Annotated in this window: 21 protein-coding genes; 9 read left to right on the top strand and 12 right to left on the bottom strand. The window is 72.9% G+C overall.

All coding sequences use genetic code 11. The features are described from left to right. The first annotated feature begins 157 nt into the window (after positions 1 to 157). The 3 genes from OEIGOIKO_RS19030 (at position 158) to OEIGOIKO_RS19020 (ending at position 3,032) form a co-directional block, all read left to right on the top strand. Positions 158 to 745: a SigE family RNA polymerase sigma factor gene (locus OEIGOIKO_RS19030; protein WP_174857309.1), complete on the top strand. Its 588-nt coding sequence runs from the start codon at positions 158 to 160 to the stop codon at positions 743 to 745. Beyond that, a complete protein-coding gene (locus OEIGOIKO_RS19025; protein WP_125055071.1) occupies positions 742 to 2,040 on the top strand; it encodes a DUF4232 domain-containing protein in 1,299 nt (432 codons plus the stop codon). The genes OEIGOIKO_RS19030 and OEIGOIKO_RS19025 overlap by 4 nt, the downstream gene beginning before the upstream one ends. A gap of 110 nt (positions 2,041 to 2,150) precedes the next feature. Beyond that, positions 2,151 to 3,032 (top strand): SURF1 family protein, encoded by an 882-nt coding sequence (locus tag OEIGOIKO_RS19020; RefSeq protein ID WP_125055070.1) that lies wholly within the window; start codon positions 2,151 to 2,153, stop codon positions 3,030 to 3,032. Between the two features lie 9 nt (positions 3,033 to 3,041). Here the strand turns inward: OEIGOIKO_RS19020 and OEIGOIKO_RS19015 are convergent, their stop codons facing one another. Next, positions 3,042 to 3,878, bottom strand: a complete 837-nt coding sequence (locus tag OEIGOIKO_RS19015; RefSeq protein WP_246177417.1) for a pentapeptide repeat-containing protein — start codon at positions 3,876 to 3,878, stop codon at positions 3,042 to 3,044. A gap of 283 nt (positions 3,879 to 4,161) precedes the next feature. Continuing rightward, a complete protein-coding gene (locus OEIGOIKO_RS19005; RefSeq protein ID WP_246177416.1) occupies positions 4,162 to 6,108 on the bottom strand; it encodes a S9 family peptidase in 1,947 nt (648 codons plus the stop codon). 69 nt (positions 6,109 to 6,177) lie between these two features. Between OEIGOIKO_RS19005 and OEIGOIKO_RS19000 the strand changes: the two genes are divergently transcribed. Further along, entirely contained in the window at positions 6,178 to 7,032 is an 855-nt protein-coding gene (locus tag OEIGOIKO_RS19000) for a class I SAM-dependent methyltransferase (RefSeq protein WP_125055067.1), read from the top strand. A gap of 57 nt (positions 7,033 to 7,089) precedes the next feature. Here the strand turns inward: OEIGOIKO_RS19000 and OEIGOIKO_RS18995 are convergent, their stop codons facing one another. The 6 genes from OEIGOIKO_RS18995 to OEIGOIKO_RS18970 all read right to left on the bottom strand — a co-directional run bounded on the left by OEIGOIKO_RS18995 (position 7,090) and on the right by OEIGOIKO_RS18970 (position 14,203). Then, entirely contained in the window at positions 7,090 to 8,115 is a 1,026-nt protein-coding gene (locus OEIGOIKO_RS18995; RefSeq protein WP_125055066.1) for a PLL family lectin, read from the bottom strand. A 217-nt stretch (positions 8,116 to 8,332) separates the two neighbouring features. Then, a complete protein-coding gene (locus OEIGOIKO_RS18990; RefSeq protein ID WP_125055065.1) occupies positions 8,333 to 9,718 on the bottom strand; it encodes a cryptochrome/photolyase family protein in 1,386 nt (461 codons plus the stop codon). Positions 9,719 to 9,795: 77 nt separating this feature from the next. Next, entirely contained in the window at positions 9,796 to 10,191 is a 396-nt protein-coding gene (locus OEIGOIKO_RS18985; protein ID WP_125055064.1) for a hypothetical protein, read from the bottom strand. 156 nt (positions 10,192 to 10,347) lie between these two features. Beyond that, positions 10,348 to 10,722, bottom strand: coding sequence for a hypothetical protein (locus OEIGOIKO_RS18980; RefSeq protein WP_125055063.1), 375 nt, complete (start codon positions 10,720 to 10,722; stop codon positions 10,348 to 10,350). A 290-nt stretch (positions 10,723 to 11,012) separates the two neighbouring features. Beyond that, a complete protein-coding gene (locus OEIGOIKO_RS18975) occupies positions 11,013 to 12,659 on the bottom strand; it encodes a protoporphyrinogen/coproporphyrinogen oxidase (protein WP_246177415.1) in 1,647 nt (548 codons plus the stop codon). Continuing rightward, entirely contained in the window at positions 12,656 to 14,203 is a 1,548-nt protein-coding gene (locus OEIGOIKO_RS18970; protein WP_125055062.1) for a globin domain-containing protein, read from the bottom strand. Before OEIGOIKO_RS18970 ends, OEIGOIKO_RS18975 begins: the two co-directional genes overlap by 4 nt. 468 nt (positions 14,204 to 14,671) lie before the next feature. Here OEIGOIKO_RS18970 and OEIGOIKO_RS18965 point away from each other — a divergent pair, with 468 nt between their 5' ends. The 3 genes from OEIGOIKO_RS18965 (at position 14,672) to OEIGOIKO_RS42125 (ending at position 18,424) form a co-directional block, all read left to right on the top strand. Then, entirely contained in the window at positions 14,672 to 15,430 is a 759-nt protein-coding gene (locus OEIGOIKO_RS18965) for a response regulator (protein ID WP_125055061.1), read from the top strand. Positions 15,431 to 15,879: 449 nt separating this feature from the next. Beyond that, the gene (ctaD, locus tag OEIGOIKO_RS18960; RefSeq protein WP_246177414.1) at positions 15,880 to 17,694 is read left to right on the top strand and encodes an aa3-type cytochrome oxidase subunit I; all 1,815 of its coding nucleotides are present in this window, start codon (positions 15,880 to 15,882) and stop codon (positions 17,692 to 17,694) included. 172 nt (positions 17,695 to 17,866) lie between these two features. Continuing rightward, positions 17,867 to 18,424, top strand: coding sequence for a hypothetical protein (locus OEIGOIKO_RS42125; protein ID WP_174857180.1), 558 nt, complete (start codon positions 17,867 to 17,869; stop codon positions 18,422 to 18,424). 48 nt (positions 18,425 to 18,472) lie between these two features. Here the strand turns inward: OEIGOIKO_RS42125 and OEIGOIKO_RS18950 are convergent, their stop codons facing one another. The 3 genes from OEIGOIKO_RS18950 to OEIGOIKO_RS18940 form a co-directional block, all read right to left on the bottom strand. Then, entirely contained in the window at positions 18,473 to 19,624 is a 1,152-nt protein-coding gene (locus tag OEIGOIKO_RS18950) for an SPFH domain-containing protein (RefSeq protein ID WP_125055060.1), read from the bottom strand. A 14-nt stretch (positions 19,625 to 19,638) separates the two neighbouring features. Then, a complete protein-coding gene (locus OEIGOIKO_RS18945) occupies positions 19,639 to 19,890 on the bottom strand; it encodes a hypothetical protein (protein ID WP_125055059.1) in 252 nt (83 codons plus the stop codon). Between the two features lie 105 nt (positions 19,891 to 19,995). Continuing rightward, on the bottom strand, positions 19,996 to 21,150 hold the full coding sequence (locus tag OEIGOIKO_RS18940) for an alpha/beta hydrolase (protein ID WP_125055058.1): 1,155 nt from the start codon (positions 21,148 to 21,150) through the stop codon (positions 19,996 to 19,998). Between the two features lie 134 nt (positions 21,151 to 21,284). Between OEIGOIKO_RS18940 and OEIGOIKO_RS18935 the strand changes: the two genes are divergently transcribed. After that, positions 21,285 to 22,250 carry an ArsR/SmtB family transcription factor gene (locus OEIGOIKO_RS18935; RefSeq protein ID WP_125055057.1) on the top strand — a complete coding sequence of 322 codons (966 nt, stop codon included), beginning with the start codon at positions 21,285 to 21,287 and terminating at the stop codon, positions 22,248 to 22,250. Between the two features lie 25 nt (positions 22,251 to 22,275). Here the strand turns inward: OEIGOIKO_RS18935 and OEIGOIKO_RS18930 are convergent, their stop codons facing one another. Next, positions 22,276 to 22,575, bottom strand: a complete 300-nt coding sequence (locus OEIGOIKO_RS18930) for a hypothetical protein (RefSeq protein WP_125055056.1) — start codon at positions 22,573 to 22,575, stop codon at positions 22,276 to 22,278. A gap of 634 nt (positions 22,576 to 23,209) precedes the next feature. Here OEIGOIKO_RS18930 and OEIGOIKO_RS41635 point away from each other — a divergent pair. Next, positions 23,210 to 23,386 carry a hypothetical protein gene (locus OEIGOIKO_RS41635; RefSeq protein ID WP_170251754.1) on the top strand — a complete coding sequence of 59 codons (177 nt, stop codon included), beginning with the start codon at positions 23,210 to 23,212 and terminating at the stop codon, positions 23,384 to 23,386. Positions 23,387 to 24,060: the final 674 nt, after the last annotated feature.

Raw genomic sequence — 24,060 nt, 5'->3', positions numbered from 1 at the left:
TACGCATGAGGGCATTTGACCCGCCGTCAAAGACGGTGTCGTGCGCGTACAACCCTGATGGGGGGAAACGTGTCCAACAGGCGTGGCAGAGGTATTCGGCATCGCGATCGCCCCAGGGGGCTCCGGCGGCACAGCAGTGCGGCCGTTGCGGCCCCGCATGCCCGGGGGCATGCCGGTGATCGCCCCGTGGCCTGCCGCGCAGCCTGCGCAGATCTCCCCTCAGCGTGGGGACACTGACGACGCGATGGCTGCGGGCACGACTGTCGACCATCTCACCGAGACCTACCGCGCGCACTACCGATCACTGCTGGGCCTGGCCGCGCTGCTGCTGGACGACACCGCCTCCTGCGAGGACGTCGTCCAGGAAGCCTTCATCCGGGTGCACTCCGCCCGGGGCCGGGTGCGCGATCCCGAGAAGACCCTCGCCTACCTGCGCCAGACAGTCGTCAATCTCTCCCGTTCGGCGCTGCGCCGCCGCATCCTCGGGCTGAAGCTGCTCTCCAAGCCGATGCCCGACATGGCGAGCGCCGAGGAAGGCGCGTACGACCTCCTGGAGCGCGACCAATTGATCAAGGCGATGCGGGGGTTGCAGCGCCGCCAGCGCGAGGTCCTGGTCCTGCGGTACTTCGCGGACATGACCGAGGCCCAGGTCGCCGAGACGTTGGGGATATCGCTCGGTTCGGTGAAGGCGTACGGCTCACGGGGTATCGCGGCGCTGCGCGTCGCCATGGAGGCTCCCGCATGAGTGGCAAGCAGTTCGGCCCGTACGACCCGCAGGACCGGCAAGGCCCGTGGAACTCCCGTAACCAGGGGGAGCCGCGGCATCCGCACCACCAGCAGGACCAGCACGGCACACAGGACCAGCACGACGCACGGGACCCACAGGGCTCGCAGGACCCGCGGAGCTCAGAGGCCTCAGAGAACTCCGAGACCTCACAGACGCCGAAGGATTCGCCGGACCCGAAGGACGAGCCGCAGGATCCCCAGGACACCGGCCGAGGCGTCGGTGAGGACGAGCTGCGGCGGTTGCTGCACTCCGCCGTCGGCGACCTGGAGCCCGCCCCCGACTCGCTCGAACAGCTGCGCCGCGCGGTCCCGGCCCGGCGCCGGCGCCGTCGCCACGCCGTGGTCGGCGCCGCCGCGGCCATCCTGCTCGGCGGCACGTCCATCCCCGCGATGGTGCACGTGGCCGACTTCGCCGACGGTCCCGAGGACCGCCCCGCCAACGCCGCCAGTACGCAGCGCACCCCGGGCGGCACCAAAGGCACGCACGGCGAGGGCACCGAGCACAGCGGCAAGCCGCCGGCCGCGCACGGCGGGAAGAAGACCGACCCGGGCAAGCCCGCCGAACCCGGCAAGAGCCCGGACGCGGCGGACGAGCAGCCCAGCGCCGGCACCGGCACGCCGTACCCGTCCGGGACGATGGACGTCACCTCGCCCGCCTGTTCGCGCGCGCAGCTCGGCAACGGTGTCAGCTCGGTCGGCCCCGCCGACGCCAGTGGCCGCGTCTACGGCTCGTTCCGGGTGGTGAACACCTCCGACACCGCGTGCTCGGTCGAGGGCGGCGGCGAGATCGGTGTGCTCCCGCAGGGCGGTACGGACAGCTCGCGCGTCAGCGTCGTCGACCACACCGCGGGCGACGCGGCCCCCGCCCTGCCCGACCCGATCACCACCCCGGACCAGCTGGTGCTCAAGCCGGGCCAGGCGTACGAGGTCAAGTTCGCATGGGTCCCGGCGGAGGGCGGCGGCACGACCGGCTGCTCCGCGCCGCCCCCGTCGCCGACCCCGGTGCCGTCCAAGGCGCCCGGTGAGAAGGCGCCGGACTCCTCCTCGTCGGTGTCCGGCGAGGGCGCCGGAAGCACCACGGGCGGCAGCCAGGCCGGCGGCAGCGAGGGCACCCCGGGCGGCGGCTCCAACCCGCCGGGCGGCATCGTGCTCAACCACACGCCGGAGGCCGGGGAGCCGGCCGCGGCGGACGTCAAGCTCCCGGACGCCTGTGCCGGGACGGTGTACCGCACCGAACCCCTGCCGGCGCAGTAGCGGCCCCGGGCCCGCCTGCCCGCGTACGAGTCCCTGCCCGGGCCGTGCGCGGCGGCGCCGGTACGGCCCCGCCGTCCGGTCCGGGGGGCGCTCCCCGTACCGTTGGCCTTGTGTACCGGTTCCTGCTGACCCCGCGGTGGTGGGGAATCAACGTCTTCGCCGTACTGGCGATCCCTTTCTGCATCTTCATGGGCAGCTGGCAGCTGAGCCGCTTCGAGGACCGCGTCGACACGCACCACCAGCAGGAGGACCGGTCCGCCGAGGCGAAGACCGCGGCCGCCCGGCCGCTGGACGAGCTGCTGCCGGTGGACAAGGTCACCTCGGGCCGCCAGGCCACCGCCACCGGCCGCTACGACACCGGGCACCAGCTGCTCGTCCCGGACCGCCGACTCGACGAGCGGAACGGCTTCTACGTACTGACGCTGCTGCGGACGGACGGCGGCAAGGCGCTCCCGGTCGTACGGGGCTGGCTGCCCGGCGATGTGAACACGCCGGCGGCCAGGGCGAAGGTGCCCGCGCCGCCGAGCGGCGCGGTGACGGTCACCGGGGCCCTGCAGGCGTCCGAGAACCAGGGCACCGACGGGGTGCACGCGGGCGGCGGGCTGCCGGCCGGACAGCTCGGCATGATCAGCGCGGCGTCGCTGGTCAACATCGTCCCGTACGACGTGTACGACGCCTGGATCACCGTGACCGAGGCCGACGCGCCGCTGGTCGCCGTGCCGCCGACGGCGGCGGAGGGCAGCGGGCTGGACCTGAAGGCGTTCCAGAACCTGGGGTACACCGGGGAATGGTTCGTGTTCGCCGGATTCGTGATCTTCATGTGGTTCCGGCTCTTCCGCCGGGAGGCGGAGGCGGCCAGGGACGTGGCGCTGGGACTGGTCCCGGCGGAGGAGGGGGCGGCGGCCGAGGCCTCGGGGAGCGACGGGCCCTCCGGAGGCGACGCGCACGGTACGGCCGGCGCGAACGGTGCTCCCTCCGCGACGCGGTCCTGAGCCGCCCCCTTACCGCCAGTGCGCCGGGCGGCTGAGCGCCTCGGGCAGCTTGGCCGAGGCGTCGCCCTTGGCCGCGTTGAGCTGGGCCTGGGTGAGGAAGATGCTGCCGGTCAGGTCGGCACCGCTCAGATTCGCGTCCCGGAAGTCCACGCCGATCAGGTCGGCGGTCCGCAGGTCCGCGCCCTTGAGGTCGGCGGCGATGAGGTAGGCGCCCCGCAGGTTGGCGCCCCGCAGGTCGGCCCCCCTGAGCCGGGCGCCGATCAGGTCGGCTCCCCGGTGGTTCTTCTTACGGCCGGGGACGGTGGCCCGCACCAGTTCGCTGGTGCGCAGCAGCAGGGCGTTGACGTCCTGCCGTACGGCCGCGACATCCACCTCGGCGAGCGCGTCGGCGCTGCCGCGGGTGAGCCGGTCGGTCTCGTCCAGAGCGCGGCGGAGGTCCTTGTGCACGGGCCGGGCGGCCGGCAGCTCCAGCGCCTCGGCCAGGTACCAGAGCAGCTCGTGGAGCTGGCGCATGACGGGGAACACGTCGAACATCTGCCGCGCGGTGCCCGGCGCGCTGCGCCAGTCCGTACCGCCGAAGGTGACCTGGGAGACCTTCTGGCCCGCGCCGAAGCAGTCGAAGACCGTACAGCCGGAGAAGCCCTTGTCGCGGAGGCGGGCGTGAATGCCGCAGCTGAAGTCTGCCTGAAGGTTCGTGCACGGTTTGCCGGCGGGCTTGTCGACCGCGAAGTCGGCGGAGGCGGCGAAGGGCAGCGCGACGCAGCACAGCCCGAAGCAGCTGCCGCAGTCGGCCTGCAGGTCGAGACGGTCACCGCCGGCCGAGCGGGCTTCATGCTTCTGGGACACCGTCAGTGCTCTCCTGCCACAAGACGAGCGGGAGGGCGCCCCCGCTCCGTTCCACGTACGAACCTCCATTCTCCCGGACGGGGGAGCGGGGTGGGGGACATGGGGCGGGATCGTGGGGAGGCGGGGCGGGGAGCGGGGGTGTGAGCGGGGGCCGGGGCTGGGGCCGGGGGGAAGGAGGTCTGGGGGAAAGGGGGCCTGGGGGCCGGGGCGAGGCCCACACGGCGCTCTGGGGGCCTCCCCCCCCGCCCCCGCCCCTCCCACCCCCCCACCCCGCTCTCGATGGTTACTGCTTCAGCTCACCGCTGCCCTCCACCCCCTGACCCTGACCCTGGCCCTGACCCTGACCCTGGCCTTGGCCCTGCCCCCGGCCCCGGTCCTGGCTCTGGCCCGTCCCCAGGTACCGCCGCGTGAAGTCCAGCTCCAGGCGGACCTGCTTGATGCGCTCCTCCACGACCAGGGAGCCGTGGCCGGCGTCGTAGCGGTACACCTCGTGCGGGTGGCCGCGGTCCTTCAGGCGGTCGACGTAGTTCTCCACCTGGCGGATGGGGCAGCGCGGGTCGTTGACCCCGGCGGAGATGTAGACCGGCGCGCGCACCGCGTCCACGTACGTCAGCGGCGACGACGCCTCGAAGCGCTCCGGCACCTCCTCCGGCGTGCCGCCCAGCAGCGTGCGGTCCATCGCCTTCAGGGCCTCCATCTCGTCGTGGTACGCCGTGACGTAGTCCGCCACCGGGACCGCCGCCAGGCCCAGCGCCCACGCCTCCGGCTGGGTGCCGAGGCCGAGCAGCGTCAGGTAGCCGCCCCACGAGCCGCCGGACAGCACCAGCCGCTCCGGGTCGGCCAGCCCGGAGGAGACGGCCCACTCCCGCACCGCCGCGATGTCCTCCAGCTCGATCAGCCCGACGCGGTGCTTGAGGGCGTCCGTCCACTCCCGGCCGTAACCCGTCGAGCCGCGGTAGTTCACCCGCACCACGGCGAAGCCGTGGTCCACCCACGCCGCGGGCGCGGACGCGAATGCGTCGCTGTCGTGCCACGTCGGGCCGCCGTGGATCTCGAAGACCGTCGGGAACGGGCCATCGCCGGCCGGCTGCTGCACCAGCGCGTGGACCGTGCCGCCCGGGCCCTCCACCCACGCGTCGGTCACCGGCACCGAGCCCGGCGCCTTCGCCCCGGGCGGGTCCAGGACGACCCGTCCGGCCGTCGAGCGCACCTCCGGCGGCTGCGCGGCCGACGACCAGAGGTACTCCACCGAGCCGTCCGGCCGCGCCGTCGCCCCGGCGACCGTCCCGGCGGGCGTCTCGACGCGGGTCAGCTGCCGGGTCAGCGGCTCGTAGCGCCACAGTTCGGCGCGCGCCCGGAACTCGTGCTCCACCAGCAGGGCCGCACCGTCCGGGTACCAGTCGGCGGCCACGTCGCCCGGCAGGTCGATGGCCAGGGCGCTCTCCTCGCCCGACAGCGGGTCCCAGATCATCGGCTCCCAGCGGCCGCGCCGCTGGTGCCCGACGAGCAGCCGGGAGTCGCCGTCCACCGGCGCGAAGCCCATCACCGACAGGCCCAGCTCCTCGGTGCCGCCCTTGGTGTCGTCCAGCTCGGCGACGGTCGAGCCGTCCGGCCGCACCACCCGGATCGCGGAGTGCATCGCGTCACCGTGCTCGGTGTGCTCGATCGCGATCAGCGAACCGTCGTGCGACAGGGCGCCCACGCCCGCCGACTCGCGGTGCCGGTAGATCTCCACGGGCGCTTCTCCGGGCCGTACGACGTGCAGGGTGGTGCCGTCCTCGTCCGTGGAGCGGCCGATCACCGCCGTGCCGTCCCGGCCGAGCGCCAGGCCCGCCGGGTACGAGGGCTCCAGGCCGGGCGCGGCCGGCTCGTCCGCGCCGCCGCCGAACGGCTGCCGCTTCCAGATGCCGAACTCGTCCCCGTCGGTGTCCGAGAACCACCAGATCCACTCGCCGTCGGGCGTCAGCGTGCCGTCCGTCGTGCCGTTCGGCCGGTCGGTGGCCTGCCGCTGCGCGCCGCTCGCCCGGTCCCAGGCGTACAGCTCGAAGGTGCCGGTGGCGTTGGAGACGAACAGCGAGCGGTCCGGGGCGTCCTCGGCCCACTCGGGCAGTCCGACCCGCGGGGCCCGGAAGCGCTTCTCCCAGTCCGGCGCGGCCGCGGGGGAGCCGGCCGTCCCCGGGGCGCCCGCCCCGGAAGTGCCGGTGTTGGCGTTGGTGGTCTCGTCAGTCATGGCCCCATTCTGCGCAGGCCCGGGAAAATTCCGCTGACACGGCCACCGGCCTGTGGATAACTTCGCCGCATGCTGACTCACACGGGACCTGAGGACTGGCGTGCGGCCAACCGAGCCATGTGGGACGAGCGGGTTCCCCTCCACCTCGCGAGCGACTACTACGACCAGGACGGATTCCGCCGGGACCGGGACGTCATCCGTGACTTCGAGGCGGCGGAGGTCGGTGACGTCACCGGCAGGTCGCTGCTGCACCTCCAGTGCCACATCGGCCAGGACACCCTGTCCTGGGCCCACCGCGGCGCCGCCCGCGTCGTCGGCCTGGACTTCTCCGAGCCCGCGATCGAGGCCGCCCGCGAACTGGCCGCCGAGGTCGGCATCGGCCCCGAGCGTGCCACCTTCCTCACTGCCGACGTGTACGACGCCGCCGAGGCCGTCGCCGCGTCCGCGGAGACCTCCGCGACTCCCGTGGCGTACGACATCGTCTACACCGGCCTCGGGGCGCTCTGCTGGCTGCCGGACATCCGCCGCTGGGCCGAGACGGCCGCCTCCCTCGTCGCTCCCGGAGGCTTCCTCTACCTCGCGGAGTTCCACCCGCTCACCGACGTCCTGGACGACGAGAGCGCCTCGCGTGTCGCGTACGACTACTTCAGCCGGGACGCGTGGGTGGACGAGAGCCCGGGGACGTACACGGACTTCTCGGCCCCCACGGTCCACAACCGCCGCGTCGAGTGGCAGCACACCCTCGGCGACGTCGTCTCGGCGCTGGCCGCGGCCGGTCTGCGCCTGGAGTTCCTGCACGAGCACGACATGACGATGTTCCAGCGCTTCGGCTCGCTGGCACGCGGGGACGACGGCTACTTCCGGCTGCCCGCCGACCGCCCCCGCGTCCCGCTCATGTACTCGCTCAAGGCGACGCGCCCGTAAGGCTCAAGCGGACGCGGGACTCGCACTCACACGAAGGGGCCCGGACGGAAGCGGGGCTCACACGAACTTCTGCGGCCGGTGCCACAGCGCCTCGTCGGTGCCGCGGAAGAACAGCTCCAGGCGTCCGTCCCGGTTGGTGCCGACCACCGGGTCGCCGCCGACGTTGCGTACGACCTCGAAGTGGCCGCTCCAGTCCACGCCGTTGATCTTCGATTCCTCGGCCACGTACATGTGGCCGTTGGTGCTGTGGTGGAAGACCACCAGCCGCCCGTCGGCCGCGCGCGCCAGCGCGGGCGTGCCCTGGACGCCGCCCGCCAGGCTGGACGCGGAGGTCCAGGAGTCGTACCCGGCCTTCTGCTGGATGTGCCACAGCTGGGTGTCCGTGCCGCGGAAGAACACCTGGATGCGCTGGTCCGAGTCGAGACCGGCCTCGACGCCGCCGCCGATGTTGCGCACCAGCTCGAAGTGGCCGCTCCAGGAGTCGCTGGAGTCGGGGACCTTCTGCTGGTTGTCGTAGAGGTTGCCGTTGGTGCTGTGGTGGAAGACCTCCAGCTTGCCGTCGCCGGCCCGCGCGACCGCCGGGTTGCCCTGCACGCCGCCGGCCAGGCTGGACGGCGCCACCCAGTTCTCGTAGTCGACGTTCTGCTGGTACACGTGCCACAGCTGGGTGTCGGTGCCGCGGAAGAAGACGTCGAGGCGCCCGTCGGCGTTGACGGCCGGGACCGGGTCGCCGCCGATGTTGCGCACGATGATGTCGTCGGGGCTGAAGCCGACGTTGATCGCGCCCTGCCGCACGTGGTGCAGGTGACCGTCCGAGCCCTTGTAGAAGACCGAGATGCGGCCGTCCCGGCTGCGGATGGCGTTGGGTTCGCTGCCCAGCGAACCGCCCAGGTTCTCCCAGTCGCTCCAGCCGCCGTCGCGCTTTTGCCAGATGGTCCACAGCGCCTGCTCGTTCTTCCCGCGGGCGAACACCTGGAGCCGGCCGTCGGCGTTCGGGGCCACGGAGGGGTTGCCGACGATCTGCCCGTGCAGGGACGCGGCCTCGTCCCAGGCCAGACCGGGTGTGGTGGGGATGTCGACCATGATCGCTCTCCTTCGTGCGTACGAGTGGAGCAGGTCGGCGCACACGCTAGCCACGGGAACGGCGCCCGAGAACACGGCTCAGCCGATTGACCGGAACCGCCCGCCATACCCGGCCATGAGCGACATCGGGGGACCGGCGAGGGCAGCGTTCACTGAGCCACCGGCGGACCACCGGCGCCCCACTGACCAGCCCTGCCCCACTGACCAGCTCTGCCCCCTACTCCAGCCCGCGGGCCTGCTTGAACCGCGCCAGGCCGTCCGCCAGGTCGATCACCGGGTCCGGATAGTCCGCCTTCGCCCGCGCCGCGGCGGGCTTCAGCTTCCACGGCTGGTGGACCGCGCCGCCCTCCAGCCCCGGTACGTCCGCCAGCTCCGGCACCCAGCGCCGTACGTACGCGCCGTCCGCGTCGAAACGCTTCGCCTGCGCCAGGGGGTTGAGGACACGGTTGGGGCGGGTGTCGGTGCCGGTGCCCGCCGCCCACTGCCAGTTCAGCTGGTTGTTGGCCAGGTCGCCGTCGACCAGGAGCGACAGGAAGTGCGCCGCGCCCAGCCGCCAGTCCAGATACAGCGTCTTGGTCAGGAAGCTGGCGGTCAGCAGCCGCGCGCGGTTGTGCATCCAGCCCTCGTGGGCGAGCTGCCGCATCGCCGCGTCCACGATCGGGTAGCCGGTGCGGCCGGCGCGCCACGCCTCGGCCTCCTGCTCGTCGCGGCGCCAGCGGTCGTACCGCGCCCGGTAGTCCGTATGCGCGGCGGCCGGGCGGGCCGCGAGGACCTGATGGTGGAAGTCCCGCCAGGCCAGCTGCCGTACGAACGCCTCGCCGCCGTCCCCGTCGCCGCCCGCCTCACGGGCGCGCCGGACCAGTTCGACGGCGGACAGCGTGCCGAAGTGCAGATGCGGGGAGAGGCGGGAGGTCGCGTCCCCGGCGAGGTCGTCCTGCCCCTGCGCGTAGCGGCGCAGCGGAGCGCCCATCCAGGCCGTCGCCCGGCGGCGGCCTTCCACCTCGCCGCCCGCCGCCAGCCCGGGGGACACCCCGGAGACATCGCGCCGCCGCGGTACGGGCCCGGAGCCGGCCGCCTCGGGCACCTGCACCCGCCGGGGCGCCCGCAGCACGTCCCGGTGGCGTTCGGCCTGCCAGCGCCGGAAGTACGGCGTGAAGACCGCGAAGTGGTCCTTGCCGGCCGGGGTGACCTCGCCCGGCGCGAGGGCGGTGACCACCGCGTCGTGCACGTGCAGCCGCCGCCCGTCGGCCTCCAGGGCCCGCCGCAGTCGCTCCTCACGGCGGTGCGCGTACCCGCTGACCCCGCCCGCCACATGCACGTCGCGCGCGTCCGCCTCGGCAGCGGCCCGCGCGGTCTCCTCGACCACGTCTCCCGTACGGACGACGAGCCGGCCCCCGCGGGCGCGCAGCGCCTCGTCCAGGTCCGCCAGGCAATCGGCCAGGAAGGCGCGCCGGTTGGGGACGTCGAAGCCCGCGGCCCGTACGCCGTCGTCGAGGACGAACAGCGGCACGACACCGCCCGTGCCCTTCGCCGCGGCGTGCAGGACGGGATTGTCGTGGACCCGCAGATCGGAGGTGAACAGGGCGATCGAGGCAGCACTCATGCGGGTCGCTCCGGGCGTTGTGGGGGGAGGTAAAGGGAGAGCCGGGGTGGGGTGCTGGTGCGGAAGGCTCGTACGGGCTACGGCCGCGCGCCCCGGTCACGCCGGCCGGACGCCGGCCACAGCACCCCCGCGACCGACAGCGCACCCCACCCCAAGGAGACGGCCACCGCGGCCCGCCGTCGCGCCCGCCCCGGCAGGGTCACGCCGAGCAGCGCCGCGTCACCGAAGTCCGCAGCGATCCGCAGACCGGCGGCGGTGCGCAGCGCCGGTCCCGCCGGTGCCAGGACCAGCGCCAGGCCGCAGGCCGCGTCGCGCCAGGCCAGCGGGCGCAGGGAGGTACGGGTGGCGGAGGCCGTCCGGCCGTCCGCTTCCGCGAGGCCGGAGGGCTTGGCCAGCAGGCCGGGCCAGGCGGTGACTGCCAGGCCGTACACCGCCGTCGTGGCACCCACCGTGCGCAACAGTCCCACGTGCATCGTCCGCCTCCTCCTGTCGGCCGCCTCGGCAGGCCCGGGGCGTGCGCCTGCGCGTACCCACTCTTCCCCTTCCGCCGTCTCCCGGCGGCACAACGCGCCCGACGCGCCCGACACGCCCGACGACGGCATCGGCGGCGCGGCGGGCGGCACCGGCCCTCACACGTCCAGCTCCGCCTCGACCTTGCGCAGGCTCTCCCGCGCGGCCTCCAGATCGCCGCCGGCCCGGTCCAGCACGAGGTAGACGAAGATGCCCTGGCAACTGCGCCGGGTGAGGGGGCGGATGAGGTGGAACGCGTCGTCGAGGGTGACGACGATGTCCTCGATGCGTTCGGGGCGGTAACCGATGAGCTCCAGAGTGGAGAGCTTGGCGCGCACCACGTCGGTGTCGCCGCGGGCCGCCGCTTCGAGATCGGGCCCGGCCGGATCGCCGACCGCGCCGAGCGTCAGACGGCTGAAGTAGTCGACGATCGAGGCACCGAGGACGCCTTCCAGCCCCACCAGGTCCCGCAGCGTCTCCTCGATGCCTGCCATGGCCACCTGCCCGGGCACCCGGCCCCGTCGCACGTCGAACCGACCGCCGACCAGACTTCCCGGCACACCAGGAGCGCGTCATGGCGACCCCATGTGTCCATGGTGGCACGAGGCGGGCCGGCATGACGCCGTATCAGGCGAGGCGGCCGGGGCGCTCGGGGCGGCAGAGGCGTCGGTCTGCGGCGCGCCCCGGCCGTAAGCGAGCGTGTTCCGTGACGCGGGCGCCGGGCCACGTACCCATACGCCTCACTGGGCGCGTACGCGCCCCGGGCACCCTCGTACCGCGTCCGTCAGGCCGCCTCCGCCGCGATGATCTCGTCGGCCGCGCGCTGCCCGCTCGCCACGCAGTCGGCGACGCCCACGCCGTCGTACGCCGCGCCGCACAGCCGCAGTCCCGGCAGCGCGGACAGCCCGTTGCGTACCCGGGTCACCCGGGCGGGGTGCCCGACCGCGTAGTGCGGCAGTCCGCCGATCCACCGGGTCACATCGGTCGCCACCGGGCGCGCGGTCAGACCGGTGGCCTCGCCCAGGTCGCGCAGCGCGGCGCTGACCAGGTCGGCGTCGTCCAGGTAGAGGATCTCCTCCTGGCCGTACCGGCCGATGGACGTCCGCAGCAGGAACAGGTCCTTGGCCCGCTCCGACAGCCAGTCCCACTTACGGGTCAGGAATGTGGACGCCTTGATGGTGTGCCCGTCGCCCGGCGGCACGAGGAAGCCGCACCGGCCGTCGAACGCCGTCAGCCCTTCCAGGTGCGAGCGCCGGAACGCCATCGTGACCAGGGCCATCGAGGCGTAGGCGACCTCGGACAGCTCGGCCGCCGCGAGCGGCGCCTCGGCGGCGAGCAGGGTGGCCGCCGTCCAGGCCGGAGTGGCGAGGACCAGACCGTCGCACAGCAGGGTGCGGGCGGCGGTGCGTACTTCCCAGCCGTACGGGCCACGGGTCAGCGCCAGCGCCGGGGTGTTGCGCAGGATCTCGCCGCCGGCGGCGCGTACGGCATCGGCCACGGCGCCCGCCAGGGTGCCCGCGCCCCCGTCCAGCCCGAGGTAGTCGGGGCCGCCGCGGGAGAGGTCCGGGACGGTGCGGGCGCCTTGGGGATCGCCGGGGAAGCTGCTCGCGGACTCCGGGCCGGCACAGCCCGCGCCCGCGTCCACGCCCGCTCCCGCACCCACGCCTGGTCCCGGCCGGGTGAACCCGGAACGCGGCCGGGGGATGAGCGGCCCGGAGCGCCCTCGCCCGGAAAGGCCCGGCTGACCGGCGGTGCCCGGCCGGTCGGCGAGACGCCGCTGCTCGGCGATCCGCCGTTCCTCCGTGATCCGCCGCCGCTCGGCCGCCTGCCGTTCCTCGGCGACGCGCCGCTGCTGCTCGGCCGTCCGCCGCCGCACCGCCCGAACGCCGGTCAGCAGCGCGCCGTCCTGCCGGGCCGCCTCGAAGAGCTGCGGTACGGAGGCCCGCAGGGACACCTCGTAGGTGTCGGCCGTACGCGCCCTGCCGAGGACGTCCCGCCCCCGGCAGCTGGGGATCGGCCGCAGCGCGCCCCGCGTCCAGAGCGCGGCGTCCGTCGCGGCCGGGACGCGCAGCCGGTCGCCGAGGCCGACCGCCCGCGCCAGGTCGACCGCTTCCGGCCGGGGCACCCGCAGGGCCTCGGCGCCCAGGTCGACCGGTGTACCGGCGATCTCGCCCGAGCGGAGCTTGCCGCCGACCCGGCCGGTGGACTCCAGCAGCGTCACCCGCAGGCCCGCGCCGGTCAGCCGGTGGGCGGCGGCGAGCCCGGCGATGCCGCCGCCGATGACGACGATGTGCCGCGGGAGTGTCGGGCCGGACGCGTCGGACCGCCCGGAAGCGGCGCCGTCGCCCGTCCGGGGCGTGGGACCTGCCACCTCGTCAGGCCCGGCAGCCGCACCGGTACGTACGGCGGACACGGTCGTCGGCACGCTCATGAGTCGGCTCCTTCGAACGTGGTGCTCGCGGTCGTCCGCCGTCCGGCCGAAGCGCCCCGGGACCGGGACACCACGGCGGGGCCGCCCGCCGCCGGATCGCCGGCGGCCTCCCCGGGACGGGACGGCGGGCGCAGGATGTCGGAGAGCGGGTCGTGGCGGATGTTCTGCGGCGGCACCCCGGCGGCGGTCAGCCGGGCCACGGTCGTGTCGACCACCGCGGTCGGCCCGCTGACGTACGCGAGGTGCCCCGACCAGTCGGCGTGCCGCGTCACGGCGTCGGCCACCGCCTCGGCCAGCGCGTCGTAGCCGTACGCGTCCGGCCCGAACGAGCCGCCGGTCTCCGGCCGCCGCCCGATGACCGGCGTCACCCGCAGCCAGGGCCGTCCCCGCTCCAGCTCAGACGGCGCCCCCGCGTCGTACAGGTCGGCGAAGCTGTGCGCGCCGAGGAACAGCCGTACGCTGCGGTGGCCGCGGCGCGCGGACAGCTCCTCCAGCAGCGCCTTCACGGGCGCCCAGCCGGTGTCCGCCGCGACCAGGACCAGGTCGCTCGCCAGCTCGTCGTCCAGCGTCATCGACCCGCGCGGCGGGCCGACCCGCAGCGTGTCACCGACCGCGGTGTCCGCCACCAGCGCCTCGCTCACACCGCCCGTGCAGGTCTGCCGTACGTGGAACTCCAGCTCGGCGTCGGACCGGGGCGCGCAGGCGATCGAGTACTGCCGCCACGCCTGCGGCAGCCTTGGCGACTCCAGCGCCGCGAACTGTCCGGCCCGGTACGGGTACGGCTCGTGCGGCCGCACCCGCAGGACGGCGAGGTCCGGGCGGCGCCGCTCGTGCGCGGTCACCGTGGCCTGCCAGTACGGCGGTTCGGCGAGCGCGGCCTCGGCGCCGCTGACCATGGCGGCGACGGCGAACCGCAGCATCCGCACCCACGCCTGCTCCACGGCCTCGGCCCAGCGCGGGCCCGCCGTACGGCGCAGCGCCTCGCACAGCGCCGCCTCGAACGCCTCGAAGTGCACCGGACGCACCCCGAGCTTGCGGTGGTCGCGGCCGAGCCGTCCGAAGACCTCCGCGATGTCGTCGGGCCGGTGCAGGTTCTCGATCAAGTACCAGAAGGCGCGCGCCAGATGGGCGCGCTGGAACTCCATCGACTCCGGGAACAGCGACCGCAGGTAGGGCCACCGCCGGAACATCGCCTCGTAGAGGTGGGTGATCAGCTCGCCGAAGGGGGTCACGAGTTCCAGGTACTCGGTGATCACCCGTTGGTCGGCGGCGCCGTCGTAGGCGTCGCCGGAAGCGTCGGCGCGGGTGTCGCCGTACGGGTCCGCGGGGTACCGTCCGGTGGTCCCGGAGACGTTCCCGGAGTGGATCGCGGGCCGGCCGAGCGCGCGGGGGCTGCCGTTCGGGCCGTTCAGGCCGTTCGACGGGCCGCCGTACGCAGGGCGCTCCTGGACCGCGTCCTCGCGCGGCGAAAGGATACGGCGGCGCAGCCGCATGGCCTCGTGCCGGGCGAGCAGGGCGTGGTAATCGTCGTTGACGCCGCTCATGGCTGCACGACCGGGTTCGTGGCGGAGGCCGCGAGAGCCGCAGAGCCCTGGCAGGCCGGGGCGAGGGGGGAGACCGGGAGGGCCGGAACGGCTCGGAGCGCTCTGACCGTGAGGGCGTACGGCGCGAGGGCGTACGACGCGAGGCGTGGCATGAGCGGACCTCCTGAAGGGGATGGGGCGCGTCAGTATGGCACCAGGCAAAGGTGCCCGAACGGCCCTATTCCCACGGGACTTCCGGCCCTCGCCCGGTGCTGGCGCACGGGTGTGTGATGCCCTCGCACCCCTTTGCGCGCGGGCGGAAAACCTCCCCCGGCTACCGTCGGCAGCCGCTCCGGACGCGCGCGTACGGAGCGGGTGTCACGGCGGCGGCGGGCCACCGGCCCGGGCGGCCGCCGACCGGCCCGCCCCGCCGGACCGCCGCACCATGGACCGGTACCCCGCACGCCCGGCCGACAGATCGAGAGCCGCATGAACCAGCACACCGGAACCGTCGGAACCACCGGCCCCGCCGCACCGGACGCGCGACCCCTGCGTGTCTTCATCCTCGACGACCACGAAGTGGTCCGCCGGGGCGTCCGCGACCTCCTCGACGCGGAGGACGGCATCGAGGTCGTGGGGGAGGCGTCCAGCGGCCCCGAGGCGCTGGCCCGGGTGCCCGCCGTGCGCCCGCAGGTGGCCGTGCTCGACGTACGGCTGGGCGAGCGGGGCGAACCGTCGGGCGGCGACCACGAGGGCATCGAGGTGTGCCGCGAACTGCGCGCCCGGATGCCGGACCTGGCCTGCCTGATGCTGACGTCCTTCGACGACGACGAGGCCCTCTTCGACGCCATCATGGCGGGCGCGGCCGGCTACGTCCTCAAGCAGATCAACGGCTCCGACCTGGTGAACGCCGTACGGACGGTGGCGGCGGGCAAGTCGATGCTGGACCCGCGTACCGCCTCGCGCGTCATGGCGCGGCTGCGCGCGCCGCAGCAGGCCGAGACGTCCCCGCAGTCCGAACTGGACCGGCTCGCACCCCGCGAGCGCGAGATCCTGGAGCTGATCGGCGAGGGCCTGACCAACCGGGAGATCGCGGACCGGCTGTTCCTCGCGGAGAAGACGGTGAAGAACCGCATCTCCACGATCCTGTCCAAGCTGGGGGTGGGCCGGCGGGTGCAGGCCGCGGTGATCGCCGGGCGGATACGGGGGCAGCAGGAGCGGCAGGGGGAGCAGCGCGGGGGGTGGTAGCCCGTTCTCGTCGTCCGGCCTCGTCGTCCGGCCTCGTGATCCACCTTCGTCGTCCACCTTCGTCGTCCACCCCCGTCGTACGTCCCCGCCACCCGTCTCCGCACTCGTCCCCGCTGTCCGTTCGCGCCACTCGTCCCCGCCGTCCGTCCCCGCTGTCCGTCCTCGCCACTCGTCCCCGCCGTCCGGTCCCGTCATCCGGCCCGTCATCCGTTCCCGGCGCCGGGGCCTGACGGCCCGCCGGGGCCTGACGGCCCGCCGGGGCCTGACGGCCTCTCACCTCAGGGACCGTCGGCAACCGCCCCGGCCCGCCCGGCCCTATGGCGGCGGACGCGCCACGACGGACCCTGATGGGGCCGGGAAGAGCCGGTCTCTCCCCCGTGCTGAGGCTCTTCCCGGCCAGAGTCGGAGTCAGGCGCCAGCGGTGCGCCAGAGGTGAAGGACACAGCCCGGTGGACGGATCGGATACTCGTACGCAGTCAGACCCCGGAGCGCAGGAAGGTCCTGACGCTACGGCGGGCCCCGCCACCGGGCCGGGCACCCACCGGGACGACCCGGCGTCCGCGACCGCGGACTCGGGCCCGCCGTCCGCTGCCACCGACGACCCGCCGGCCGTCACCTCCGATGCGCCGCGCGCGGCACTCGGCCCCCGCCCGGTCCGCCGCCGTATCCCGGTGGAGTGGCTGACCACCACCGACCACAAGAAGATCGGGACGCTCTACCTCGTCACCGCCTTCGTGTTCTTCCTCGTGGGCGGCCTGATGGCCCTCCTGATGCGGGCCGAACTCGCCCGCCCCGGCACGCAGATCATGTCGAACGAGCAGTTCAACCAGGCGTTCACGATGCACGGCTCGGTGATGCTGCTGCTGTTCGCGATGCCGCTGTTCACCGGCTTCGCGAACTGGCTGATGCCGCTCCAGATCGGCGCGCCCGACGTCGCCTTCCCGCGGCTGAACATGCTCGCCTACTGGTTCTTCCTGTTCGGTTCGTTGATCGCGGCGGCTGGCTTCCTGACCCCGCAGGGCGCCGCAGACTTCGGCTGGTTCGCGTACGCGCCGCTCTCGGACGCGGTGCACTCGCCCGGTGTGGGCGCCGACATGTGGATCATGGGGGTGGCGTTCTCCGGGTTCGGGTCCATCCTGGGCGCGGTCAACTTCATCACCACCATCATCTGCATGCGCGCCCCCGGCATGACGATGTTCCGGATGCCGATCTTCACGTGGAACGTGCTGCTGACCGCGCTGCTGATCCTGATGGTCTTCCCCGTACTGGCCGCCGCCCTCTTCGCCCTCGAAATGGACCGTAAATTCGGTTCGCACATCTTCGACGCGGCCAACGGCGGCGCGCTGCTGTGGCAGCACCTGTTCTGGTTCTTCGGCCACCCCGAGGTCTATGTCCTCGCCCTGCCGTTCTTCGGCATCATCTCCGAGGTCATCCCGGTCTTCTCCCGCAAGCCGATGTTCGGCTACATCGGGCTGATCGCCGCGACGATTTCCATCGCGGGTCTGTCCATCACCGTATGGGCCCACCACATGTACGTCACCGGCGGCGTACTGCTGCCATTCTTCGCCTTCATGACCTTCCTGATCGCCGTGCCGACCGGAGTGAAGTTCTTCAACTGGATCGGCACCATGTGGAAGGGCTCACTGTCCTTCGAGGCGCCGATGCTCTGGGCCACCGGCTTCCTCATCACCTTCGTATTCGGTGGCCTGACCGGCGTCATCCTGGCCTCGCCGCCCATGGACTTCCACGTCTCCGACACCTACTTCGTCGTCGCGCACTTCCACTACACGCTCTTCGGCACGGTGGTGTACGCGATGTTCGCCGGGTTCCACTTCTGGTGGCCCAAGTTCACCGGCAAGATGCTGGACGAACGGCTCGGAAAAATCACCTTCTGGACCCTCACCGTCGGCTTCAACCTCACCTTCCTCGTCCAGCACTGGCTCGGCGCGGCGGGAATGCCCAGGCGGTACGCGGACTATCTCGCCGCCGACGGATTCACCACCCTGAACACCTTGTCCACCGTCGGCTCCTTCCTGCTCGGCCTGTCCTTCCTGCCCTTCTTCTACAACGTCTGGAAGACCGCCAAATACGGCAAGAAGGTCACCGTCGACGACCCCTGGGGCTACAGCCGCTCCCTGGAATGGGCCACCTCCTGCCCGCCGCCCCGCCACAACTTCACCTCGCTGCCGCGCATCCGCAGCGAATCCCCGGCCTTCGATCTGCACCACCCGGAGATCGCCGCCCTGGAATCGAGCCGCACCTGAATCCCCGGCCCACGGCTGCGGGAGTACGCCGACGCTTCCGCAGCCGTGGGCCCTGCCCGTGAGGCCCTGCCGCCCACCAAGACGCCGGCCGCCCAGTCCCCGCCCACCTGACCCACACCCGTCCCCCTCCCCCCCCCGCTCCACCCACCCCTCCCCGAGGGAGGAACCCACCATGTCCCACGCCACCCTCGCCCTCGGCGCCACCGCGCTCTTCGCCGCCGGCTGCGTCTGGTACCTCCCCGCGGCCGCGGCCCTGCGCGCCGGCGCCGACCGGCCGTACTCGCACCGCATCGCCGCCGCGTCCTGCGTCACCTTCTGGTGCACGCCCGCGCTGGTCGCCGTCCTCCTGCTGACCCCGGCCCCCTGGCCCGCGCTCGGCGCCGTAGCGGCCGCCGGGCTGCTCACGGCCGCGGCGCTGCTGGCCGTGTCCTGCCTGCAACGCGCACGCGAGCAACACGAGGAGTCGGAGCGCTGGTCCACCCTGCAACAGGGCAGCACCGGCGCCCCCGCCCCCGCACCGCCCCGTAATCCGGCCCGCGCCCAACTGACGTTCGTGCTCTACCTTTTACCCGGCACCATCGTCGCCTCGGTGATCGCGGCCACCGTCCTCCTGACGGCGGACAGCCTGACCCGCCAGAGCGCTGTCACCGCGACCATGACCGCCGTAGGCATCTCCGCCGCCTCCCTGGCCATCGCCGGCACCCGCGCCCAGGCAACCCGCCGCCACTGAGGCCCGTACCACGCACCGCCGATGCCCCCGTACCGCCCCTCTTGACCCCTACTCGATCTCCACCCGCCCGCCACCCTGCTCCGGCACCCGCCCGTCAGCCGTGCTCTCCTCCGGTGCGTCCGGCGCGCCCAGGTTGCGGCGCACGGAGTCCAGGATCGTCAGCCCCTGCCCGACCAGCCCGGCCGCGATCTCTCCCAGCCCGTCAGCGCCGTTGAGCACGTTGACGTTGGCGCCGGAGAGGCCGGCCGCGGCCTCCTTGACGATCTGCGGGAGCTGGTCGATCAGCATCCGGTCCAGTGCCACCCGGTCGTACGACGCGGCGGCCTCCGCCTGGATCTTCATCCGCTCGGCCTCGGCCATGGCCAGCACCCGGATGCGCTCGGCGTCCGCCTCGGCAGGCTTGACGACCTCGGCCACCAGCTGCTGCTGGCGCAGCTGGGCGGCCCGCTCCGCCAGCTCGGTCTGCGCGTCCAGCACCTCCTGCTGCGCATGGGCCTCCGCCAGTGGCCCGGCCTGCGCGGCCTGGGCCTGGGCACGGTCGACCTCGGCCGAGTACTCGGCCTGGACGACGGCGGTCTGCCGCGCGTACTCCGCCTGCTTGCGCGCCGCCTCCTGCTCCGCCTCCGCCGCGGCCTGCGTCGCCTGCGCCTGCGCGATCTGCGCCTGCCGCTGGATCGCCGCCTTGTGCGGGGCGGACATCGCGTCGATGTAGCCGGTGTCACCGTCGTCGATCGACTGGATCTGCAACGAGTCCACGTGCAGACCGATCTTCGCCATCTCCGACTTCGAGGTGTCCAGCACCTCGGTGGCCAGCTTCTGCCGCTCGGTGACGATCTCCTCGACCGTCATCGAGCCGATGATGGAACGCAGGTGACCGGCGAAGATCCGGCCGGTCAGCACCGACATCTGGTCCTGGTCGGAGAGGAACCGCTGGCCCGCGTTGACGATGCTCTCGGTGTCGTTGCCGACCTTGAAGGCGATCACGGCCCGTACCGTCAGCGCGATGCCCTGCCGGGTCACACAGGTCTCGACGACCTCCGACTCGCACATGGCCAGGGTCAGGAAGCGGGTCTTGCGGAAGACGGGCAGGACGAACTTGCCGTGGCCGGTCACCACCCGGAACGGCGCGCCTCCGAGGCCACGCCTGCCACCCGAGATCAGCATCGCCTCGTCGGGGGCGGGCACCCGGTAACCGAACATCTCTCGTCGTCTCCTCAACCGGCGTCGCCGGCGTCACCGGCCAACGCGTCCAATGGATCGGCCCATCTGATCACGTCGACCTGGCGGCCGCCCCGGGACGCGACCACGAGCACGGCCGTCCCACGCGGCAGGGGATCGTCGGACCAGGCGAGGAAAGTCTCCGTCCCGCCCCTGACCCGCACCAGGACCTCACCGGGCCCGGCAGCACCACGGGTTCCCAGCACCAGCTCTCCGGCACAGCCGAGCACCGCCTCGTCCGGCATCATCGGCGGCCGCCCCCTCGTCGCTCTGGCCTGCGTGACGACCCTAGCGTCCCACGCCCCTGACCCACCGGCCCCTGACCCCTGGCCTGACGTACGTCCGTCCGTCCGTCAGCACTTCGGCAGGTTGCGGGCGAAGAAGGACCGCACCTGGCGGCGTACGGCGGGCACCGACCACGCCGGGTCGGCCGCACCCACCAGCCTGGCCCGGCCCTCGGCCGTCATCAACCCCGCCGCCTGCAACTGCGGTGCGATGGCCGCATGATCCGTGAACACCCAGTGCGATGTGGCGTCGAGCCGGTCCCGTCGCGTATGCCCTCCCGGATGGGCGAGCACGGCCGCCCAGGAACGTTCCATCTCCGCCCGCCCCGCAAAGCCGTCCGTCCCCACCAGGAGAAGCGGCCGGTCCACCCCGTCCCGGGCCACCGGAAGCAGTTCCCCGGGGTGCCCGGAGGCGTCCGGCGCCTGGTCGAGGAAACCTTCCCAACCGACCGCCGCGCCGATACGGAAGTCCTCGTACAGCGCCTGGGCGGCCGCGGTGCCGCCCGCCGAGTGCCCGTACACACCCACCCGCCGCAGGTCCAGCGCCTGCCCCAGCCCTTCGGGCACCGGCCGCCCTGCCGCGTCCGCATCCCGCCCGGCCACCAGGCCCGCCAACCGGCACAGAACGAACCGCAGGTCGGCGACCCGCGCATCGATCATCGTCCGGAACTGCTCCGCATCCGCCCGGGGATCACCCAGGAACACGGTCGTACGCACCCGCTCCCGCCCTTCCCGCGCCACCGGGAACTCGACGGCGAGCGCGTCCCCCGGGTGGTCGACGGTCACCACCACCCACCCGTGACTCGCCAAGTCCACGGCCACCGAGGTCCCGAGAGCGCGCGGGTCGCCGCCACCGGGGCTGTAGAGCAGTACGGGCCACCGTCGCCCGCACTGCGCGGGAGCGTCCAAGTACGCGCCGGTCGTGGTGGCCGCCCAGTCGACACCCGTACGCGGCAGCTCCGGGTGCACCCCCGGCGCCCACTCAGAGAACACCTCCGCTATGCCCGGCGTCATGTGCCGTAGTTCTGCCGCTCCTTGAACCGTACGCGCCGGATAGAACACCGTGACCATCACCTCGCGTACGGCGATCGCCGCGGCCCACGGGTCCTTCCGCACCCGGTCGACGAAATACAGCGTGGCAGCCCCGACCGGGCACCTCCCGCCGGGCACCGGCAGCCGCAGCCGAAGGGCCCCTTGCCTGGTGCGCGTGTCCGTATCCGCCATCGCCTGGCCTCCTGTCGGTAGATGGCGTGAATACTGACGGGGGCGGGAGACACCGACGATGGTTGAGGTCCTGCCCGAAAAGATGGCGCGACAGCACCAGGGGGAGTACGAGACCACGACCACCGGGGGACTCAGTGATCCGTATCCATTTCACCGCCGCAGACTTCGCACGGGTCAAGTTCGCGCCCCGGCCGGCGCCCTTGCAGGAGATGAACACGGCCTTCCTGAAGGTGGCATGCGGCGACGACCCGCTGCTCTTCGGCCACTGGAGACAACGCCTGCTCCGTTCCCTGCCGCGCACCGTCCTGCCCCTGCGCGACCTGGTTCCCGCAGGCCGAGCACCCAGCTTCCTCGACGTATTCAGCGACTCCCTGGCGGAGGGCCTGGACTCCGTACGCGCCACCCGCCCGGACCTGTTCCGCTCGGAGATACGACGGATCTACGAGGGGAGCGGCAGCCCGCCGCCCCCGTGGCTCCGCGACCTGTACCGGGGCGACAGCGACGCCTGGGCCCTCCTGCGCCGGGCCCAGCGCACCGCCTTCGAAACGTCCCTGCGCCCCGTATGGCCCCTGGTGCAGGACCTCCACCGGGAAGAATTCACCCGCCACGCCCTGACCGTCGCCGAACACGGCATCGCCACGGCCCTGACCCGGCTCGTCAGCGAGTCCCGCCTGCACGGCACCGTCTGGCAGCTACCCGCCCCCGCCACCCGGAACATCACCCTCAACGGCCGAGGCGTCCTCCTCCTGCCCACCTTCCACTGGACCGGTCATCCCCTCGTCGGCGACCACCCTGGCCAGCCGGTGACCGTCACCTACCCGGCGGGTCCCGGCCTCCCTCTCACGCCCACCGGCGCGGCGGACCCGGCTGACGCGCTGTCCGCCGTCCTCGGCCGAACGCGCGCCGCCATCCTCGCCCTCCTGGCCGAGCCCCACAGCACCACATCCCTGGCCCGCCGCCTGGGGCTCAGCAATGCCACCGCCTCCGCCCATACCGCCGCCCTGCGTGGAGCGGGACTGCTGACCACGGCGCGCGTGGGGCGGGCGGTGCTGCATCGGCGGACGGACTTGGGGGCGCTGCTGGCCCGGCGTACGAGGTGACTGTACGGACGGGTGGTCACGCCGGTCATTCGGTCGGTACTCGTGCCAGGGCCGCCCGCACGGTCTCCGCCAGGTCACCGACGTGCACGCCCATGTCACGCAGGTGTCGGGCGGTGATCGCCACCGGCAGCTCCGCGTGCCGGGCGGTCCAGACGAGTTGGGCGAGCGACATCGGCGGGTCGCTCGGCAGTGACTTCCGCTGGTCGTCGGCCGTGAGCAGGCGCAGCGCGTCGCGGTGGGTGAGGCCCCGGGGGAGGTCGTCGTGGGACACCCGAAGTCCGTAGGAGCGCAGCCTGGCGGCCAGTTCTTTCGGGTGTCGGCCCATGCTGCGGGCAGTCACGACCAAGCGGAAGAACGGGATCTCGTCGTCCGGGGTGAGCCGGTACCACCAGGGTGTGCCCCCTCCCGTTCCGGTAGGAGCGACCCGACGCGCGCCAGATCACCTCGGCTGAACAGGTCACGGTCGAGCTCGGTCGCACGCTGCGGCAAGGTCATAACCGTCCTCACCCGGTAGGCGCCCAGTCGGCTGAGCAGCGCACGAAGACCGATGCCCGCGCGCTCGGAGACTTCCATGAGTTGGAGGAACCCAGGTGCGCGGTCCGTCCGGAAGGGCTCCCAGTCGTTTTCGCCGTGGCCCGCGAGGAGTTCCAAGCCGCCGGGTGATTCCCGGCAGGCCGGCGGAGGCGGCAGCCCGAAGCCCAGGCGTGCGTACTCCGCCCGCACATCTTTCGCCGACCGGCCCAGCTTTGTCTGCGTGGCGAGAATGAGCCAGGGAGAGGCCGACCGAACGGCACTGATCTATGGCCACTGCCCGTCGTGGCCCTGGCTGAGCCAGTTGACGTACGTCTGGTCCGGCCGTTCTGGATGGTCGAACGGCTGCACTCGCACGCCGTAGCGTTCAAGCCGACGCTGCACACCTCCCTCGGGCCCAGACCCGTCCGCAGGGCGGCCTGAGCCACGTGGCCTGGGCGCAAGGCGAGGCCGCATGGGCCCAGCCCCCCGACTCCAGTACGGCCCTGACCCACGGCTCCTTCGGCGGCGTGGGCTCAACGGGAGCCTGCACGGTCACCGAGTCGGTCTGGATGACCGTCGACTCGAAGTTCCCCCCGCTGATCGCGTTCCTGACCCAGTCCTGAACCACCCGCCGCCCTCCCCGGTCGCTGAGCTGAGCCAGCTTAGGAGACCGGTACGGACCAGTACGCGGGATACGGATACGCGAGGAACGATGAGGGGACGCCGGGCCGGCCGCGGAGATGAACGCCCGACTGGTGCTGTGTCATACATCACCAGCTACTGCGCCCGCTGAACTCTGCCGGTTTTCCCCATCACTCCCGGAAACGAGTCAGGGCCACCGACTCTTGCGAATCGGTGGCCCTTGACCTGCTACTTCTCAGTCGGGGTGGCGGGATTTGAACCCACGACCTCTTCGTCCCGAATGAGGTCCGGGCCAGATCGAAACCAGCCCGTTTGGTCTTTCCGCAGGTCAGCCCGTTGGGCTCGCCGGGTCTCGCGTGGTCTCGGGAGGGTCCGGGGAGCGGGTCGGCTCCCATATGGCTCCCATGCGATGCGCCAAAGCAGCCCCTCTTTTCCGGCCGTGAACTCCAGCCGGCCGGACGGACGGCGGGGTGGCAGCGGAGCAAGGCTGGTCGTGGAGGGACCTCGCGCTGTTTGCAGGTCGGCACTCAGCTCAGCTTGCGTCACAGGGCCGCGGCGTTAGCCTCAGTCCCGTACGCGCCCTCGCTCAGATGATCGGTGACCGCCGCCTTGGCCCGCTTCCACAGGAAGATCTGGTCGGCCCGCCTTGCCGGAC

It is taken from the genome of Streptomyces paromomycinus, from assembly GCF_003865155.1.
Lineage (GTDB): Bacteria > Actinomycetota > Actinomycetes > Streptomycetales > Streptomycetaceae > Streptomyces > Streptomyces chrestomyceticus.
This window is presented reverse-complemented; position numbering and strand designations above follow the sequence as displayed.

Coding starts and splice junctions, on each gene's coding strand:
- OEIGOIKO_RS19030 (WP_174857309.1), top strand. CDS start 158: ATGCCCGGGGGCATGCCGGTGATCGCCCCGTGGCCTGCCGCGCAGCCT.
- OEIGOIKO_RS19025 (WP_125055071.1), top strand. CDS start 742: ATGAGTGGCAAGCAGTTCGGCCCGTACGACCCGCAGGACCGGCAAGGC.
- OEIGOIKO_RS19005 (WP_246177416.1), bottom strand. CDS start 6,108: ATGACTGACGAGACCACCAACGCCAACACCGGCACTTCCGGGGCGGGC.
- OEIGOIKO_RS19000 (WP_125055067.1), top strand. CDS start 6,178: ATGCTGACTCACACGGGACCTGAGGACTGGCGTGCGGCCAACCGAGCC.
- OEIGOIKO_RS18995 (WP_125055066.1), bottom strand. CDS start 8,115: ATGGTCGACATCCCCACCACACCCGGTCTGGCCTGGGACGAGGCCGCG.
- OEIGOIKO_RS18990 (WP_125055065.1), bottom strand. CDS start 9,718: ATGAGTGCTGCCTCGATCGCCCTGTTCACCTCCGATCTGCGGGTCCAC.
- OEIGOIKO_RS18985 (WP_125055064.1), bottom strand. CDS start 10,191: ATGCACGTGGGACTGTTGCGCACGGTGGGTGCCACGACGGCGGTGTAC.
- OEIGOIKO_RS18980 (WP_125055063.1), bottom strand. CDS start 10,722: ATGGCAGGCATCGAGGAGACGCTGCGGGACCTGGTGGGGCTGGAAGGC.
- OEIGOIKO_RS18975 (WP_246177415.1), bottom strand. CDS start 12,659: ATGAGCGTGCCGACGACCGTGTCCGCCGTACGTACCGGTGCGGCTGCC.
- OEIGOIKO_RS18970 (WP_125055062.1), bottom strand. CDS start 14,203: ATGAGCGGCGTCAACGACGATTACCACGCCCTGCTCGCCCGGCACGAG.
- OEIGOIKO_RS18965 (WP_125055061.1), top strand. CDS start 14,672: ATGAACCAGCACACCGGAACCGTCGGAACCACCGGCCCCGCCGCACCG.
- OEIGOIKO_RS42125 (WP_174857180.1), top strand. CDS start 17,867: ATGTCCCACGCCACCCTCGCCCTCGGCGCCACCGCGCTCTTCGCCGCC.
- OEIGOIKO_RS18950 (WP_125055060.1), bottom strand. CDS start 19,624: ATGTTCGGTTACCGGGTGCCCGCCCCCGACGAGGCGATGCTGATCTCG.
- OEIGOIKO_RS18945 (WP_125055059.1), bottom strand. CDS start 19,890: ATGATGCCGGACGAGGCGGTGCTCGGCTGTGCCGGAGAGCTGGTGCTG.
- OEIGOIKO_RS18940 (WP_125055058.1), bottom strand. CDS start 21,150: ATGGCGGATACGGACACGCGCACCAGGCAAGGGGCCCTTCGGCTGCGG.
- OEIGOIKO_RS18930 (WP_125055056.1), bottom strand. CDS start 22,575: ATGGGCCGACACCCGAAAGAACTGGCCGCCAGGCTGCGCTCCTACGGA.